Origin of the sequence: Poseidonocella sp. HB161398, assembly GCF_005870025.1 — a bacterium.
GTDB lineage: Bacteria > Pseudomonadota > Alphaproteobacteria > Rhodobacterales > Rhodobacteraceae > Mangrovicoccus.
On sequence record NZ_VATA01000005.1, the window covers coordinates 68,733 to 85,581 of the forward strand.

Consider the following 16,849-nt stretch of genomic DNA (forward strand, 5'->3'; position numbering starts at 1 on the left):
TCGAGCCAACCCCTAGGAGATCACGATGAAATCCATCCTTCTCGGCGCAGCCGCGCTGGTCCTCGCCGCCCCGGCCTTCGCCGCGCCGCCGATGCCCACCGTCCCGGAAATCGACGCGACGGCCGGCGTGGCCGCGGTTGCCGCCCTGGGCGCGGGCGTCGCCATGCTGCGCGAGCGCTTCAAGCGCTGATCCTGCGCCGCGGGACCCGATCCCGCCGGGGGCTGCACGCGGCCCCCGGTCTTTCACCACGTCATTTTCATTCGGCAAGTTTCAGCGGGCGGAGGCCGGCATGGCGGAGATTTCACGGCAGGGCGCAACCGGGCAGGGCGCGCTGGCCGCGCTGGTCGCGGCGGGGCTGGCGGCGATCAGCCTGGGCTACGGCTTCGGCTACGACTTCGTCTGCCGCGCCAGCCTGCCGGGCTGGCTCTGCCAGGGCCTGTCCATGGCCGTGCCCCGCGCGCTCTGCGCCGCCGCTCTGGCGGCGATGGCTGCCGGGCTGAACCGCACGCGCCGCGCCGAGCTGGCGCAGATGCTGCGGCCCTGTCCGCCTGCGGCGGCGCTGGCCGCGCTGGCAGCGGGCTTCCTGCTGATCCTCCTGCCGCTGGCGGTTCTGCAGCTCTCGGGCCGGCTGCTGCCGCTGCCGGGGATGCTGGCCGCCTGGGCGGCGGGGGCGGCGCTGGCGGCGGCGGGGATCGCGGCGGCGCTATTCGATCCGCGCGCGGCCCGGCCCGGCGCGCTCCGGCGGCTCGGGCCCGCGATGCTTCTGGCCACGGGCTTCGGCGCGGTGCTGCCCGATCTGGCGCTGGCGCTGCAGCCGCTGTGGAAGGTCTCGGCCGTCACCGACGCAACTTTCGCCAGCGCCGTCGCGCTCCTTCATCTGCTCGGCCAGGCGGTCTCCGCCGATCCGGCGGCCAAGGCGATCATGATCGACGGGTTCGGCGTCCGCGTCGGGCCGCAATGCTCGGGCGTCGAGGGCTTCGCGCTGGTCTCGGTCTTCACGCTCTTCTATCTCGGCCTGTTCCGCAGCCAGCTCCGGCTCGGCCGCGCCTGGCTGCTGCTGCCGGCCGCGCTGGTCCTCAGCTGGGGGCTGAACGTGGCGCGGATCGCGGCGCTGATGCTGCTCGGGCGGCATGTCTCGCCCGAGCTCGCGGTGAACGGCTTCCACAGCCAGGCCGGCTGGCTGGCCTTCCTGGCGCTGGCGCTCGGCATCGCGCTGGCGGCGCACCGGATCGGCTGGTTCCAGCAGGAGGCCGCCCCGGCCGCCGCCCCGCGCCCCGCCTTCTTCGAGGATGCGGCGGTGGCGATGATCCTGCCCTTCGCCGTCTTCATGGCCACGGCAAGCCTGATGCCCGCGATCGCGCGCCAGCCCGAGCTGCTCTATCCGCTGCGGGCGGGGCTGACCGCCTGGGCGCTCTGGCTCTGCCGCCGTCCGCTGGCGCGGCTCTGCTGGCGGGCGGATCCGCTGGCGCTGGCGGCGGGGCTGGCGGTCGGCCTCCTCTGGATTGCCACCGCGCCCGCGGCCGGGCCGGAGGATCTGGCCCTCCGGACCGCGCTCGGCGCGCTGCCGGGCCCCGTCCTTCTCGGCTGGGCGATGCTGCGGCTGGCGGGAACCGCGCTTCTCGTGCCTCTCGTCGAGGAACTTTTCTTCCGCGGCTACCTGCAGCAGCGGCTGGCGCTGGGGGCCGGACCGCTCTGGCGCTGGGGCGGCGTGGCGGCCGCGGCGCTGGCCTTCGGGCTGCTCCATGACCGGCTGGCGGCCGGGGCGCTCGCGGGGCTCGCCTTCGGCGCGATCGCGCTCCGCCGCAGCGGCACGGGCGGGGCGATTCAGGCCCATGCAGCGGCAAATGCGGCCATCGCAGCGGCCGCCGCGCTCTCCGGAGACTGGCACCTGATCTGATCCGGCCGGGCCCGTCCGCAGCCTTTTTCAGCAGAAACAGGCACCTGGCCGGGGGGATTGCTGCACGGGCTGCAACAAAATGCTGCACCTGCATAATTCCCTCGAATTCAGTTACGAAAGTGACGCAAGCTCCTTCTAGGTTTCCGGTGGGCATTGGCCCGAACTTGTTCCGGGGGGAGTCCGTATGAAGCAAGCCATTACCCCAGCCCGCGCCGCGGAGATGATCCCGGACGGCGCCAGCCTGCTGATCGGCGGGTTCATGGGGGTCGGCACCCCGAACCGCCTGATCGACGCGCTGGTCGCGGTGGGCCGCAAGGATCTGACCGTGATCGCCAATGACACCGCCAAGCCGGGCGTCGGCATCGGCAAGCTGGTGACGGCGGGCTGCGTCTCGCATGTGATCGCCTCGCATATCGGGCTGAACCCCGAGACCCAGGCCAAGATGATCTCGGGCGAGATCGGGGTGGAGCTGGTGCCGCAGGGCACGCTGGTCGAGCGCATCCGCGCCGGCGGCGTCGGCCTTGGCGGCGTGCTGACCACGACGGGCGTCGGCACCCCGGTCGAGGAGGGCAAGGACAAGCTGGAGATCGACGGCGTCACCTATCTGCTGGAACGGCCGATCAAGGCGGATTTCGCGCTGATCGCGGCGCGGCACAGCGACTACGTGGGCAATCTCGAATACACGCTGACCGCGCATAACTTCAATCCGGTCATGGCGCTGGCCGGCGCGACGGTGATCGCCGAGCCGGACCACATCCTGCCGATCGGGGCGATCCCGCCGGATGCGGTCAAGACCCCGGGCGTGGTCGTGGACTACATTCTCGAGAGGAAGCACTGATGGACGCCAAGGAACGCATCGCGCGGCGCGTCGCGCTCGAGGTCGGCGAAGGCATGCTGGTCAATCTCGGCATCGGCCTGCCGTCGCTGGTGGCGAACTACCTGCCGGCCCATGTCCATGTCTATTTCCAGGCCGAGAACGGCGTGATCGGGCTGGGCGCGCGGCCGCCCGAGGGAATGGAGGACCGCGACCTGACCGATGCCGGCGGCGGCTTCGTCACCGCGGTGCCGGGCGCGGCCTCGATCGACAGCGCGATGAGCTTCGGGCTGATCCGCGGCGGGCATCTCGACATGACGGTCCTCGGCGGGCTGCAGGTCGACGAGCGCGGCTACCTGGCCAACTGGATGGTCCCGGGCAAGATGGTCCCGGGCATGGGCGGCGCGATGGATCTGGTGGCGGGCGCCAAGACGGTGATCGTCGCCATGGTCCATGCCGCCAAGGGCAGCCCCAAGATCGTGCCGGAATGCACGCTGCCGCTGACGGCGCTGCGCCGGGTCAGCCTGATCGTCACCGAGATGTGCGTGATCGAGCCGACCGAGGCCGGGCTGGTGCTGCGCGAGCTGGCCGAGGGCGTCACGGTCGAGGACGTGCGGGCGGCGACCTCCGCCGCGCTGATCCTCGAGGGCGAACCCAAGGTGATGCCGCTGGCATGAGCGCGACGCAGGGCCTCCTCGAGCTGAACCGGGCGCTAGTCTTCGCGTCCCGGGCGCATGCCAACCAGCGGCGCAAGGGCGCCGCGCAGGAGCCCTATATCAACCACCTGATCGAGGTGATGGATCTGGTGGGCCGCGCGACGGATGCGCGCGACACCGGGGTGATGATCGCCGCGCTGATGCATGACGCGCTGGAGGACACCCATGTCACCGCCGAGGAGCTGACCCTGGCCTTCGGCGCGCGGGTGACCGGGATCGTGCAGGAATGCTCGGACGACATGAGCCTGTCGAAGACCGAGCGGCGGCGCCACCGGATCATGACCATGCCGCACAAGAGCGCCGAGGCGCGGATGGTCAAGATGGCCGACGCGATCTCCAATATCCGCGCCATGGTGATCTCGGCCCCGGCCGGCTGGACCTCGCAGTGGAAGCTGCACTATCTCGACGGCTGCCGCCAGATGGTCGATGCCGGGCGCGGTGCCAACCCGATCCTGGAGGCGATCTTCGACCAGACGGCGGAGGACGCGGAATCCGCGATCGAGGCGGGCAGCGGCATGGCGATCGACGGCGTGCCCGAGGCGCTGCACGAGCTGCAGAACTCCATCGGCCAGCCGGTCCACAAGGTCTACATGGCCAATACCTCGGCGCGCGAACTGACCGCCGCGGATCTGGAGCGGATGGGCGAGCTGATCGCCGCGCGCTTCCCCTCGGGCACGATCGAGAAGGGCCATGCCGTCTATGACGGGCGCATGCGCGAGGTCTACATGGCCTATATCCGCACCGACAGCCCCTCGGCCATCGTGGCCTTCGCCCAGCAGGTCTGCATCGATTTTCAGCAAAGCTTCGCCGGCATCGAGGTCGGCGGGCGGTACATACGGATCTATGCCGACGATACCGGCTAGACTGGCGGCAGGGCGGCCCGCACGGGGCCGCCGCTGCGGCAGGATGTTTTCAGTACCGTGCCCGAGGGCGCGCCAATGACGAGAAATGGAGGAAGGCCGATGTTTTCCCTGGAAGGACAGAAAGCCCTTGTTGTCGGGGTCGCAAACGACCAGTCCATCGCCTACGGCATCGCCCGCGCGCTGAAGCAGCAGGGGGCCGACATCGCGGTCACCTATCTCAACGCCAAGGCCGAGAAATACGTCCGTCCGCTGGCCGAGGAGCTGGGCGCCACGATCATCGAGCCGCTCGATGTCGCCAGCGACGAGGAGCTGGCCGCGCTCTTCGGGAAGATCGCCGCGGAATGGGGGCGGCTCGACACGCTGGTCCATTCCATCGCCTTCTGCCCGAAGGAGGATCTGCATGGCCGCGTCACCGACTGCTCGCGCGAGGGGTTCGGCGTCGCCATCGACATCTCGGTGCATTCCTTCCTGCGCATGGTCCATCTGGCCGAGCCGCTGATGCCCAAGGGCGGCACCTGCATGACCGTGACCTACATGGGTTCGGGCAAGGTGGTCGACCACTACAACGTCATGGGGCCGGTCAAGGCCTGCCTGGAATCCGTCACCCGCTACATGGCGGCGGAGCTGGGGCCGAAGGGCATCTCGGTCCATGCGCTCAGCCCCGGGCCGCTGAAGACCCGCGCGGCCTCCGGGATCGACCATTTCGACGAGCTCCTCAACAAGGCCGCCGACCGCGCGCCGACCCATGCCCTCGCCACGATCGAGGATGTCGGCGCCTATGCGGCCTTCCTGGCCAGCCGGGAGGCGTGGAACGTCACCGGCGGCACCCACCATATCGACGGCGGCTACAATATCGTCGGCTGACCGCCTCCGGCGCCGCAACGCAAGGGGATGACCCATGAACGTTCTGAACACGCTTCAAGACCCGACGGAGATTTTCGACGCGATCGAAGCCCGGACCGACACGGTCCGCGTCGCGGCGTCGGCCCATGCCTCCCGGGGCACCAGGTACATCGAGGGCCAGGCCGAGGATTTCGCCGAGAAGGCCTCGGAGATCGCCGAGGCCCTGGCGCGGCGGGCCAGCGAGGAGAAGGGGCTGGGCGCGGCCTGGACCGAATATGCCAAGGACGCGCTGCAGCGCTACATCCTGTTCCTCGACGCGCTGCGCCAGCGCAGCGACATGGTGATCCAGCACAACAAGAACGGCGCGCCGCCCGTGCTGGTCTATGACAGCGAGCTGGTGATGGACGGGGCCAGCCTGCCCAGGCCCTGCAACTACTTCCTGCTGCGCATCCTGCCGCCCGAGGGCGTGACGGTCGATCCGGGCAAGCGCCCCTATGTCATCATCGACCCGCGGGCGGGCCACGGCGCGGGGATCGGCGGGTTCAAGCAGGACAGCCAGGTCGGCGTCGCCTTCAAGGCGGGCCACCCGGTCTATTTCGTCGCCTTCCGCCAGATGCCCGAGAAGGGCCAGACCATCGCCCGCGTCGCCGAGGCCGAGGCCGCCTTCCTGCGCGAGGTGCAGCGCCAGCACCCCGACAGCCCGCTTCCCGTCGTGGTCGGCAACTGCCAGGGCGGCTGGGCGACCGCGATCCTCGCCGCGACCAATCCCGACATCACCGGCCCGATCGTGCTGAACGGCGCGCCGATGTCCTACTGGTCGGGCAAGATCGGCCAGGACCCGATGCGCTATTCCGGCGGGCTGGCAGGCGGCGTGCTGCCCGCGATGATCTCGGGCGACCTGGGCGGCGGCATCTTCGACGGCGCCGATCTGGTCGACAATTTCGAGAAGCTGAACCCGGCGCGGAACTACTTCGGCAACTACTTCGACCTCTACCAGAATGTCGACAAGGGCGTGCCGCGCTATCTGGGCTTCGAGAAATGGTGGGGCGGGTTCTACCTGATGACCACCGAGGAGATCACCTGGATCGTCGAGAACCTCTTCGTCGGCAACAAGCTGGCGAAGAACATGGCGCAGCTGGAGCCGGGGCGGAATATCGACCTCAAGCAGATCCAGGCGCCGATCATCTGCTTCGCCAGCCATGGCGACAACATCACCCCGCCGGGACAGGCGCTGAACTGGATCATCGACACCTATGCCGACGAGCTGGAGATCGAGATCCAGGGCCAGCGGATCCTCTACATGGTCCATGACCAGGTGGGGCATCTGGGCATCTTCGTCTCCTCCTCGATCGCCAACCGCGAACACAGCCAGATGGCCGAGACGCTGGCGAATATCGAGGCGCTGGCCCCGGGGCTCTACGAGATCATGATCGAGGACGTGGTCGGCGAGGACCAGGAGAAGAGCTTCAAGCTGTCGATCGCCAAGCGCACCTTCGACGACATCATCGCCGAGACCGGCGACCGCTCCGAGGAAGTGGCCTTCGCCGCCGTCGCCCGCGGCTCCGAGGCGCTGGCCGAGGCCTATGACGCCACGATCCGCCCGGCACTGCAGGCGATCGGCTCCGACAAGCTCGGCGACCTGCGCCGCCGCACCCATCCGCTGCGCGTGGTGCGCACCATGTTCGCCTCCGACGTGCCGGGCATGGCGATGCTGGAACATGCCGCGGCAATGGTGAAGGAAGAGCGCGCGCCCGCCCCGGCCGCCAACCCGTTCCGCCAGATGGAGATGCTCTGGGGCAGCATGATGGAGACCGGGCTGAACATGATGCGCGACATGCGCGAGTTCCAGCAGGAGATGAGCTTCCTCAGCCTCTATCTGGGGCCGCTGGCGCTGCGCTACGGCGCGCACCGCAACTACGAGCGGGCGCGCAAGGATCCGGGGCTGCTGGGCCAGTCGCCCGAGGTGCAGATCATCCTCAACCAGATGTGCACCGGCGGCCTCGCCGAAGGCCTGATCCGGATGCTCGTCATCATCGCGGGCACCCGCGGCGACGTGCGCGCCGACCGGCTGGCGCGCTCGCTGGAGACGCTGCACAAGCGCGCGCCGCTGAAGCAGCTGACGACGCAGGAGCGGGTGCAGATCATCCACCACCAGACCGTCATCGCCCATTTCGCCCCGGTCGGCGCGCTGGAGACCCTGCCGGACCTGCTGGAGACCGCGGCCGACCGCCGCGCGGCGATGGAGGCGGTGGCCTATGTCGTCGGCGCAGAGGATGAAATGGCGGCAGAGACCCGCGCCATGATGGAGCGGTTCCGCAAGATCCTCGGCCTTCCCGAGGGCGGCGGCACCACCTCATCGGCTGCCGCGGCGGAGTGAACGGACATGAACATGCTGCGCAACACCCCCTATGACAGGCTGGAAATCGGCATGGAGGCGGAGGAGCGCCGCCTCTGCGTCGCCGACGACCTCTTCGTCTTCGCCCATGCCTCGGGCAACTTCAATCCGCTGAACCTGCCCGACCAGGACGGCGACGGCGACGGCAAGGCCGAGGCGGTTGCGCCCTCGATGTGGGTGGGCGCGCTGATCTCGGGGGTGCTGGGCAACCGGCTGCCCGGGCCGGGCACGGTCTACAAGTCGCAGACCCTGCGCTTCCTCGGCCGCGCCATGGCCGGGGACGAGCTGGTCGCCAAGGTGACGCTCACCGCCAAGGGCGAGGGCCGCGTCGTCTGCTTCGACACCCGCGTCGAGAAGGCCGACGGCACGCCGCTGGTCGAGGGCGAGGCCGAGGTCTACGCCCCCGATTTCGACGCCAGCGTCGACAGCGCGCTGGTGCCCGGGCTGACCGTGCAGAGCCACCGCCATTTCGACAAGCTGCTGGTCGAGGCCGAGACGCTCGACCCGATCCCGACCGCCGTGGTCGCCCCGGAAGAGGCCAATTCGCTGGGTGGCGCGCTGCTTGGCGCCGAGCACGGGCTGATCACCCCGGTGCTGATCGGCGACGAGGTCAAGATCCGCGCCGCCGCGGCCTCGCTGGGCAAGGATCTGGACGCCTACGAGCTGATCCACGAGCCGAACCACAAGGCCGCTGCCGCGCTTGGCGTGGCGATGGTGCACGAGGGCAGGGTCCGCGCGCTGATGAAGGGCCATCTGCATACCGACGACCTCTTGGGCCAGGTGGTCAAGCGCGACGGCGGGCTGCGCGTCGGCCGCCGTCTCAGCCATGTCTTCGTGATGGACGTGCCGGGGCTCGACCACCTGCTGACCGTCTCGGATGCGGCGATCAACATCGCGCCCGATCTGGAGACCAAGGTCGACATCACCCAGAACGCCATCGACCTGATGCGCTGCCTCGGCGTCGAGGTGCCCAAGGTCGGCGTGCTGTCGGCGGTCGAGATGGTCAATCCCAAGATCCCCTCGACGCTCGACGCCGCCATCCTGTCGAAGATGGCCGATCGCGGCCAGATCCGCGGCGGGCTCGTCGACGGGCCGCTGGCGATGGACAACGCCATCGACGCCGAGGCCGCGCGCACCAAGGGCATCACCTCGATGGTGGCGGGCAAGGCCGACATCCTGATCGCGCCGAACCTCGAGGCGGGCAACATGCTCGCCAAGGAGCTGACCTATGTCGCCCATGCCGAGGCCGGCGGGCTGGTGCTGGGCGCGCGCTGCCCGGTGATCCTGACCAGCCGGGCCGATGGCGACAAGGCGCGGCTGGCCAGCTGCGCGATCGCCGCGCTCTATGCGGCGCGGTCGGCGATGCTGTAACGGGACCAATCCGATGAAGTACATCCTGACGCTGAATGCGGGCTCCTCCTCGCTGAAATACTCGGTCTACCGCAGCGAGCCGGACGCGGCGCTGGAGCTGCGGGCGGTCGGACAGGTCGACAAGATCGGCTCGGACAGCGCCAAGCTGATCCTCAAGCGCGGCACCGAGACCGAGACCCGCGAGCTCGGCGAGGCGGATCACGCCCGCGCGGTCGATGCCATCCTGGAGATCTGCGAACCCTACATGCAGGGCGCGCCGGTGGCCGGGGTCGGGCACCGGATCGTCCATGGCGGCACGCTCTTCGACAAGCCCGCGGTGCTGAATTCCGACATCCTCTCGGCGCTGCACCGGCTGGTGCCGCTGGCGCCGCTGCACCAGCCGCACAACCTGGCGGCGGTGCGCGCGGCGATGTCCTCCTTTCCGGACGCGGTGCAGGTCGGCTGCTTCGACACCGCCTTCCACCGCTCGCAGCCCTGGGTCGACGACACCTTCGCGCTGCCCCGGGAATACTACGACAAGGGGATCCGCCGCTACGGCTTCCACGGGCTCAGCTACGACTTCATCACCGGCGAGCTCGACCGCATCGACCCCGAGGACCACCACCGCAAGACCGTGGTCGCCCATCTGGGCAACGGCGCCTCGATGTGCGCGGTCAAGGGCGGCAAGTCGGTGGCCTCGACCATGGGCTTCACCGCGCTCGACGGGCTGCCGATGGGCACCCGCTGCGGCCAGCTCGACCCGGGCGTTCTGCTCTACATGATCGCGCAGGAGGGCATGGGCCACAACCAGATCCGCGACCTGCTCTATACCAAATGCGGGCTGCTGGGGCTTTCGGGCATCTCCAACGACATGCGCGAGCTCGAGGCCTCGCCGAAGCGCGAGGCGAAGGAGGCGATCGACTACTACGTCTTCCGCATCCGCCGCGAGCTGGGCGGGCTGACGGCGGCGATCGGCGGGCTCGACACCTTCGTCTTCTGCGGCGGCATCGGCGAGAATTCCGCCCATATCCGCGCCCGCGTCTGCGAGGGGATGGAGTGGCTGGGGATCGAGATCGACCCGGCGCTGAACGAGGCCGGGGCCGACATCATCTCCACCGGCCGGGTGACGGTCCGGGTGATCCGCACCGACGAGGAGCTGGTGATCGCCCGCGCGGTGGCAGGCGCGCTCGCCGCCTGAGGGCGGCGGGACGGAGCGCATCATAATTCCGTGACTGCTTGCGCTGGATCAAGTCGCTCTGCGCTGTGACGCGTAGAATGCGGTCACGGCTTATGGGAGAGACATCATGGTCAGGACAACCTACGCGGGTGTCCCCGCCGACTGCACCGTCCTCACGGCCTGGAGCCAGCTGCACCAGACCGGAATGACGACCGCGGCTACGGCCATGGACATCTGGATGAACACGATGAACGCGATGTACGGCAACTACGTCGCCTTCCTCCACGAACGCAGCCAGCAGAACATCGAGCTGGTGCAGCGCATGGTCGCCTGCAAGAGCCCGGCGGAACTGGTGGCGATGCAGCAGGACTTCACCGAGAAAGCGCTGGAATCCTGCCGCGACGAGTCCGAGCATCTGGTCGAGATGGCCGAATCCGGCGTCCTGGCCATGGCCCTCGAAGCGCGCGGCGGCGGCGGGGTCCTCGAGGAGGCAGAGGCCGTGCCGGTCTAGCACTGGCCGGTCGGCGCCCGGGCGGAACCGCCCGGGCAACGGATCAGGGCAGGGCGCGTGGCGCTGGTCCGGTCAGGACCGGTGATGCGCCTTGCGGCCGGCTTCGAGCGAGGTCTTCACGGCGGCGCCATGCGGCATGCCGGGATCCGCGGCCTCGCAGCCGCCGATGGTGCAGGAGGGGCGCGCCGGATCGGTGGCACGGTGGATGCCGAGCGACTGCCGCACGGCCCGGTCGGGATTGAGGCAGAGCCGCGCCGCCAGATCGGCGACGCTGCGCCGCGAGACCGGCTCGTCGGGATTTCCGAAGCCGTCCTCGCGATGGGTGACGCCATAGGCGATCTCCTCGGCATCGCTCAGCCAGGCCGGACGCAGCAGCGTATGCGCGATCCCGGCCTCCTCGATCAGCGCCGCGGCGCGGCGGTGGGGCGCGAAGCCCGAGCCGAGGCTCATGCCCGGCACCTCGTCATGCACGCCCATTGCCGAGCCGAAGATCAGCCGCCCGACGCCGGTGCGCGCCATCGCGGCGAGGATCGCCTCGGCCTGGCGGTCCACCGCGCCCGAGAGGCTGGCATAGACCAGATCCTGCCCGTCCATCGCGGCTTCCAGCATGATCGGATCCAGCACGTCGCCCTCGTAGACGCGGGTGCCGTCCCCGGCCGTCGCCAGGGCACGGGTGGCGTCGCGCAGGAAGAGGGTCATCTTCGCGCTGCCGTCTTCGCGCAGCGCGCGCGCCACGAGGCGCGCAATCTGTCCGTTCGCTCCGAGTATGAGAACCTTGGTCACGGGCCGCTCTCCCTTTTCGTGAAGTCCGTCCGGGGTGCAACGGCCGAAGCGCCGCATTCCGTCGCGGCGGGACCGGGGCGGGCGGCGTCGGCCGCTCGGACGGCATTGCATACAGGAATGTATCGAAATTGTGATCCGGAGGGAACCTCCGTTTTCTGCAACAGCGAACACATTTTTGGGAGCACGCCGGAAATGGGTGCTGCGCGGGGCGGATGCAAGGGCAAGGGGCGGGCGCGGCCGGGATCGGCGGAGCTCAGCCGGAGGAGGCGTCCTCGAAGAACTGCGGCATGGCGCGAAGGATGCGGGGCAGGTCGTCGAGGATCATCTGCAGATGCGCCCGCATCGTCGCGGCGGCGGCATCGGGATCGCCGGCCTCGACCGCATCGGCGATCGCCTCGTGATGGTCGACCAGCGCGCTGATCGGGAAATGCAGCGAAGCGAGATGGCGGATCCGGTCCATCTGCCGGTTCAGCCCCTCGATCATCTGCCAGGCCCGCGCCCGCCCGGCCGCCTCCGCCAGGCTCTGGTGGAACCGGTTGTCGAGCGGCAGGAATTCGGCCGAGCTGCCCGCGCCCAGCTGGCGCTGGCGGGCGATCTGGGCGCGCAGCGAGGGCACCAGCCCCTCGGGACGCGTGGCCGCGCAGACCCGGACGATATCGGCCTCGATCGCCTCGCGCACGAAGCGCGCATCCTGCACCGCCTCCAGCGAGATCGGCCGCACGAAAGTGCCGCGCTGCGGCCGGACATCGAGCAGCCCCTCGTCGGTGAGGCGGATGAAGGCCTCGCGCACCGGCTGGCGGGAGACGCCCATCGCCTTGCCGATCTCGGTCTCGGTCAGCCGCGTGCCCGGAGGCAGGCGGTTCTCGACGATGGCGGCGCGCAGGATGCAGACCAGCTGCGGCACCACTGCCTCTGATGACCTGAGCCGTTCGGACAGGAAGACCTGCGGATCCATGGCTGCCTGCTCCTGCTGCCGTTCGGAAGGTCCTGGCATACTAGTCGCCATCCCGGCGGACCGCTAGGCTCCGTCTCCGGCGAGGGAAGACGCGGAGAGGGAGACTGCCAGATGCGGCAGACCTGGCGCTGGTTCGGACCGGCGGACCGCGCGGGCACCGGCGACATGATGCGGGCCGGGGTCGAGGGGGGCAGGGGAATCGCATTTGGCTTTGAGGTCGTGAAGAGCCGCCATTGCAGCGTTGGTTAGGATGGATTCTGGATGGCGGATACCAGCCGCCGGAGCCCGCCGCCGCCATGCATCTGTTCCTCTCCGCCTTCGACGGCGTCCCGGATCCCCGTGCGGACAACGCCCGCCACGACCTCGGCGAGATGCTCGTCATCGCCTTCGTCTAGGTGCTCTGCGGCGCGACCTCCTGTGCCGAGATGGCGGCTTTCGGCCAGGCTAAGGAACATGTTTTCAGAGACTTCCTGACACTCCGCCATGCCGTGCCCTCGCACGACACCTTCTCGGCGGTGTTCCGCATGATCGACCCGAAGGCGCTCGACGCGGCCTTCGGACAGGTGCTGGCCGAGGTCGCCGCCCCGCTGGGGGATGGCGATGTCGTCGCAGTGGACGGAAAGGTCCTGCGCGGCTCGCGCGATGCCGCCGAGGCGGGACGGACGCGGATGATGGTGTCGGCCTATGCCGCGCGGCTGCGGCTGACGCTGGCCACGGTGCCCGCCGAACGGGGCGGCGAGCTGGCGGCCGCGATCGAGGCGCTCGGGCTCGTCGCGCTCCGCGGCAAGGTGGTGACGGCCGACGCGCTGCACTGTAACCGCCGTACGGTTGCAGCGATCAACGCAGGCGGCGGCGACTGGTGCCTGGCGCTGAAGGCCAACCAGGACTCGCTTCTGTCCGACGCCCGGGCCTGCCTGGACAGGCTCCGCGAGGGGCATCCCGTCGCAGTCGCCGAAGACAGCGGCCACGGCCGCACAGAGACCTGCAGGGCCATGGTCGTTCCGGCCAAGGGTCTGGCAGAGCATCATGAATTTCCGGGGCTGAAGGCCTTCGGGCAGATCGAGGCGACGCGCGAATTCGACGGCAGGACCACCTCGGAGACCCGGATTTTCGCGCTGTCCTGGCTGCCCAGCCCCGAGATCCTGATAGACACCGTGCGCGCCCACTGGGCGATCGAGAATGAACTGCACTGGCTGCTCGACGTATCCTTCAGGGAAGACGCGGCCCGTAACCGCAAGGATAACGGCCCGGCCAACATTGCCGTCCTGCGCCGCCGCGCGCTGGATGTAGTGCGGACGGACACTTCGAAGGGATCGCTCTCCATCAAGCTGAAGCGGGCGGGCCGGGACGACGCGTTTCTTCTCGGACGTCTAAATCTTTCCTGTCAGTTACCGGAGACATAGTCCAAACGCGATGGCCCTGGAGGGGGGGCGGCCGGCGATGCCGGGACGCCGGAGGGGATCCGGGCGCGGCAGAACGCGATGCCGATGCGTCCCGAACACGGCCAGGCCATCCTCGGCGATCTCGGCCGCGGCGGGCAGCCGGGCTATCCGGTGATCGGGCGGCTGAAGGGGCTGGCGGAGCTCCGCGGGCTCTATGGCACGCTGACGCAGCCGGGGCCTGATCTGGCCAGAGCATCTTAATTTCAATGACTTGCCCGGGTCCCGCTGCGGGGTGCGGATTTTTCCTGCAGTTTTTTCCGGAAAACGCGCCATGCCGCGTAGGGAGCGGGGGCGGCGCGCGTATAGCTGGTATCGATGGCAGATACGGAGCTTGTCATGAAACTCGCATACCTGGCCCTTGCCGCGATTGCCGTGGCAGCACCGGCCGTTGCGCAGTCGAACATCATCGCCGTCTATGATGCCAATGGCGACGGGGCGCTGTCGCGCGAGGAGTTCACGGCGATGCAGGCCGATGCCTTCGCCGCGCTCGATGCCGATGGCAACGGGCTTGTCACCAGGGCCGATGTCGCCGCGGCGGCGGCAGCGCAGGGCCGCAAAGCCGATGGCAGCCGATTCATGAGCCGCGACGCCAATGGCGACGGGGCCGTCAGCGAAGCCGAATTCCTGCAGGGCAAGCAGGGCTTCGACCGTGCCGACCGCAATGGCAACGGCATCATCGACGCGCGCGAATTGCAGCGCGTGACGGCCGCGCTGGCCCGCATCCAGGGCTGACCCGGCCTCTCCCCCCTTCCTCTCTCCTCCCTCTGTCCCGGAAAGGAAATTCCCATGAAGACATTCGCTCTCCTCGCCGCGCTCGCCCTGGCCCTTCCCGCGGGCGGTGCCGTCGCCCAGTCGGCCACCGTCACGCTCGACAATGGCGGCGAGCTGACGCGCAACCGCGACTGCATCCGCGGCAACGGCATGGCGGCCTGCGAGACCAGCAGCACGGCCACCACGGCGGGCGGGCAGTCGGCGACCAAGAACCGCCTGCGCACCACCGACAGCTCGGGCACGACGACCTCGGTGAACAGCATGGGCCCGAACGGCCAGACCGCGGGCCGCACCAAGAACATCTCGCGCTGAGCGGCCGCCGGACGCAGATACCCGGCCAGGCGGGCCCGCCGGCGCAGGCAGGGCCCGCCCCCGACCGGAACAGGACCGATGACGGCACGCGCAGCGGAAGACCCCAGAGAGATCATGCAGGCGCTTGCCGCGGGCGAGCGCCGGGCGCTGATGCGCCTGATTGCCCTCTACGGGCCCGGTCTGCGGCGCTATATCGCCGGGGCGCTGCACCAGCCCTCGGAGGCCGAGGACCTGGCGCAGGAACTGTTCCTCAGGGCCTGGCGCCATGCCGGGCGCTATGATCCGGCCCGGGGCGCGGTCTCGACCTGGCTCTACCGGATGGCGGTGAACCTGTGCATCGACCACAACCGGCGCGGCCGCTTCCGCCGCTTCGTCGGCATCGAGGACGTGCCTGAGCCCGAGGATGACAGTCCGGGCGCCGAGGGCGGGCTGGCCGCCCGCCAGCGCCTGGCACAGGCGCGCGACGCGATCGCGGGACTGCCCGAACGGCAGCGCCGCGCGATCCTGCTGAAGGCCGCCGGCGGGCTTGCGACGTCGGAAATCGCCGCGGCGCTCTCGATCAGCGAGGGTGCTGCAGAGCAGCTCCTCGTGCGGGCACGGGCGGCGCTCAGGACCAGGTTGGACGGGGAGGACCGGCCATGACTTCAGATCGGAAAGGCGCCGAGATGCACCAGGATGACGAGACATTCGACGCGCGGCTTGCGGAGATGCTGCAGGCGCCGGGGGACGCGGACGTGGCGCTGCTGTCGCGCTCGGTGATGACCGCGCTGGCAGAGGACCCGGCCGGGCAGGGCCATGACCCGCATCCCGCGCGCGAGCTGGTCTTCGAGCCGCTGCCCTGGGCGGCGGGGCTGGGCGGGCTGCTGATCCTGGCGGCCGGGCTGGGCTATGCGCTGCTGCCGCAGCTGGCCGGAGAGGATATTCTGATGATGTTCGCGCTGAAGGACCTGGGCGCCTTGCTGGGAGGGATGTGATGGCGCCGCTTGCAAGACGCCTCCGCCCCGGTCGGCTCGGGCTGCTCCTGCTCCTGGCCGTGTCGCTGACCGCCAATGCGGTGACGCTGGGCGCCGCGCTGCGGGTCAGGCAGCTGAAGACGGAACTCCTCGGCGATGCCGGGTCCGCGGCCTTCTACCCGCCGGAGGTGCGCCGTGCCCTGCGCCGGGCGATGGAAGAGAACCGCGACGAGATCCTGCCCGCGCTGCATGCAGTGGCGGCAGCCCGGGCGGAGGTGGTGGCGGCCGGCACGGCCGAGCCCTTCGACCGGGCCGCGACCGAAGCGGCGATGGCCGCGTTCCGCGCCAGCATCGACGCGCTGCTCGTCACCAGCCAGGCGGCCGCGCTCGACGCGCTGGAGGAGCAGGCCCCGGGCGGCTGAGCCGGGCTCAGTCGCCGAAGGCGGCCGCGGCGATCGCCCGCGCCAGGGCCGGGTCCATCGGCTGGCCGTTGAGCAGCCGGTACCAGAACGCCCCATGGATGAAGACCGCGAGCATGGCCGGATCGCGCCCGGCCGGCAGCTCGCCCCGGCGCTGCGCCTCGGCGAGGAAATCGACGACCATTTCCTCGCGCGGCTGCACGAAGCTGTCATGGAAGAGCCGACAGAATTCCGGATCGGCCTGGGCGGCGGCAATCAGGCTGCGCAGCGTGCCGTCGCTGGCGGCGAGATGGTCGAAGACCTCGTTTAGGAAGCGCTCCAGCTCGGCGCGGGCCGGTTGGCCGGGCCGGAATTCGGGAGGACGGACGCGGGTGCCGGCATCTTCGAAGAAGGCCTCCATCACCAGGTCGGCCTTGGTCTTCCAGCGGTTGTAGAGCGACTGGCGCGCCACCCCCGAAAGCTTCAGGATCTCGGCGACCGAGACATTCTGGTAGCCCTTCTCGCGCACCAGGCGCAGCGCGGCGGCCTTCAGCGCAAGGCCGACCTTCTGGTCGCGGGGGCGGCCGGGAGCGGCGGTTTCCATTGGCATGCACAGCTCCTGTTCGCGGGTGCACAGTGATCCCGGGTGATAAATAGACTGCGGTCTA

The 16,849-nt window shown here is 69.7% G+C and carries 18 protein-coding genes and 2 pseudogenes; 17 read left to right on the plus strand and 3 right to left on the minus strand.

The features are described 5' to 3' along the window. Positions 1 to 25: 25 nt before the first annotated feature. From FGX59_RS37490 to FGX59_RS06185, 10 genes are all read left to right on the plus strand, one after another. Entirely contained in the window at positions 26 to 190 is a 165-nt protein-coding gene (locus FGX59_RS37490) for a hypothetical protein (RefSeq protein WP_171060530.1), read from the plus strand. A gap of 100 nt (positions 191 to 290) precedes the next feature. After that, complete coding sequence (gene xrtE, locus FGX59_RS06145; protein ID WP_138465645.1) at positions 291 to 1,898, plus strand: exosortase E/protease, VPEID-CTERM system; 1,608 nt, start codon at positions 291 to 293, stop codon at positions 1,896 to 1,898. A 184-nt stretch (positions 1,899 to 2,082) separates the two neighbouring features. Then, a complete protein-coding gene (locus tag FGX59_RS06150) occupies positions 2,083 to 2,736 on the plus strand; it encodes a 3-oxoacid CoA-transferase subunit A (RefSeq protein ID WP_138465646.1) in 654 nt (217 codons plus the stop codon). Next, positions 2,736 to 3,389 (plus strand): 3-oxoacid CoA-transferase subunit B, encoded by a 654-nt coding sequence (locus tag FGX59_RS06155; protein WP_138465647.1) that lies wholly within the window; start codon positions 2,736 to 2,738, stop codon positions 3,387 to 3,389. The genes FGX59_RS06150 and FGX59_RS06155 overlap by 1 nt, the downstream gene beginning before the upstream one ends. Next, the gene (locus FGX59_RS06160; RefSeq protein ID WP_138465648.1) at positions 3,386 to 4,291 is read left to right on the plus strand and encodes an HD domain-containing protein; all 906 of its coding nucleotides are present in this window, start codon (positions 3,386 to 3,388) and stop codon (positions 4,289 to 4,291) included. Before FGX59_RS06155 ends, FGX59_RS06160 begins: the two co-directional genes overlap by 4 nt. A gap of 99 nt (positions 4,292 to 4,390) precedes the next feature. After that, complete coding sequence (fabI, locus tag FGX59_RS06165; RefSeq protein WP_138465649.1) at positions 4,391 to 5,155, plus strand: enoyl-ACP reductase FabI; 765 nt, start codon at positions 4,391 to 4,393, stop codon at positions 5,153 to 5,155. A gap of 34 nt (positions 5,156 to 5,189) precedes the next feature. After that, positions 5,190 to 7,511 (plus strand): DUF3141 domain-containing protein, encoded by a 2,322-nt coding sequence (locus tag FGX59_RS06170; protein ID WP_138465650.1) that lies wholly within the window; start codon positions 5,190 to 5,192, stop codon positions 7,509 to 7,511. Between the two features lie 12 nt (positions 7,512 to 7,523). After that, positions 7,524 to 8,900, plus strand: a complete 1,377-nt coding sequence (locus tag FGX59_RS06175; RefSeq protein ID WP_138465748.1) for a bifunctional enoyl-CoA hydratase/phosphate acetyltransferase — start codon at positions 7,524 to 7,526, stop codon at positions 8,898 to 8,900. 13 nt (positions 8,901 to 8,913) lie between these two features. Then, positions 8,914 to 10,077 carry an acetate/propionate family kinase gene (locus FGX59_RS06180; protein WP_138465651.1) on the plus strand — a complete coding sequence of 388 codons (1,164 nt, stop codon included), beginning with the start codon at positions 8,914 to 8,916 and terminating at the stop codon, positions 10,075 to 10,077. Between the two features lie 106 nt (positions 10,078 to 10,183). Continuing rightward, positions 10,184 to 10,567, plus strand: a complete 384-nt coding sequence (locus FGX59_RS06185; protein WP_138465652.1) for a phasin family protein — start codon at positions 10,184 to 10,186, stop codon at positions 10,565 to 10,567. A gap of 72 nt (positions 10,568 to 10,639) precedes the next feature. Here the strand turns inward: FGX59_RS06185 and FGX59_RS06190 are convergent, their stop codons facing one another. Beyond that, positions 10,640 to 11,350 (minus strand): NAD(P)H-binding protein, encoded by a 711-nt coding sequence (locus FGX59_RS06190; RefSeq protein ID WP_138465653.1) that lies wholly within the window; start codon positions 11,348 to 11,350, stop codon positions 10,640 to 10,642. Positions 11,351 to 11,603: 253 nt separating this feature from the next. Then, complete coding sequence (locus tag FGX59_RS06195; RefSeq protein ID WP_138465654.1) at positions 11,604 to 12,305, minus strand: GntR family transcriptional regulator; 702 nt, start codon at positions 12,303 to 12,305, stop codon at positions 11,604 to 11,606. A 296-nt stretch (positions 12,306 to 12,601) separates the two neighbouring features. Here FGX59_RS06195 and FGX59_RS06200 point away from each other — a divergent pair. The 7 genes and pseudogenes from FGX59_RS06200 to FGX59_RS06230 all read left to right on the plus strand — a co-directional run bounded on the left by FGX59_RS06200 (position 12,602) and on the right by FGX59_RS06230 (position 16,205). After that, positions 12,602 to 13,708, plus strand: a pseudogene (locus FGX59_RS06200) (ISAs1 family transposase). A 75-nt stretch (positions 13,709 to 13,783) separates the two neighbouring features. After that, positions 13,784 to 13,948 (plus strand): annotated as a pseudogene (locus FGX59_RS06205) (mannonate dehydratase); the annotation flags it as partial. 135 nt (positions 13,949 to 14,083) lie between these two features. Beyond that, on the plus strand, positions 14,084 to 14,479 hold the full coding sequence (locus tag FGX59_RS06210) for a signal transduction protein (protein ID WP_171060531.1): 396 nt from the start codon (positions 14,084 to 14,086) through the stop codon (positions 14,477 to 14,479). Between the two features lie 54 nt (positions 14,480 to 14,533). Continuing rightward, positions 14,534 to 14,830 (plus strand): hypothetical protein, encoded by a 297-nt coding sequence (locus FGX59_RS06215; RefSeq protein ID WP_138465656.1) that lies wholly within the window; start codon positions 14,534 to 14,536, stop codon positions 14,828 to 14,830. A 78-nt stretch (positions 14,831 to 14,908) separates the two neighbouring features. Next, positions 14,909 to 15,472, plus strand: a complete 564-nt coding sequence (locus tag FGX59_RS06220) for an RNA polymerase sigma factor (RefSeq protein ID WP_138465657.1) — start codon at positions 14,909 to 14,911, stop codon at positions 15,470 to 15,472. Next, positions 15,469 to 15,804: a hypothetical protein gene (locus FGX59_RS06225; protein WP_138465658.1), complete on the plus strand. Its 336-nt coding sequence runs from the start codon at positions 15,469 to 15,471 to the stop codon at positions 15,802 to 15,804. Before FGX59_RS06220 ends, FGX59_RS06225 begins: the two co-directional genes overlap by 4 nt. Then, on the plus strand, positions 15,804 to 16,205 hold the full coding sequence (locus FGX59_RS06230) for a periplasmic heavy metal sensor (RefSeq protein ID WP_138465659.1): 402 nt from the start codon (positions 15,804 to 15,806) through the stop codon (positions 16,203 to 16,205). Before FGX59_RS06225 ends, FGX59_RS06230 begins: the two co-directional genes overlap by 1 nt. A gap of 7 nt (positions 16,206 to 16,212) precedes the next feature. Here the strand turns inward: FGX59_RS06230 and FGX59_RS06235 are convergent, their stop codons facing one another. Next, positions 16,213 to 16,791, minus strand: coding sequence for a TetR/AcrR family transcriptional regulator (locus FGX59_RS06235; RefSeq protein ID WP_138465660.1), 579 nt, complete (start codon positions 16,789 to 16,791; stop codon positions 16,213 to 16,215). Positions 16,792 to 16,849 lie beyond the last annotated feature (58 nt).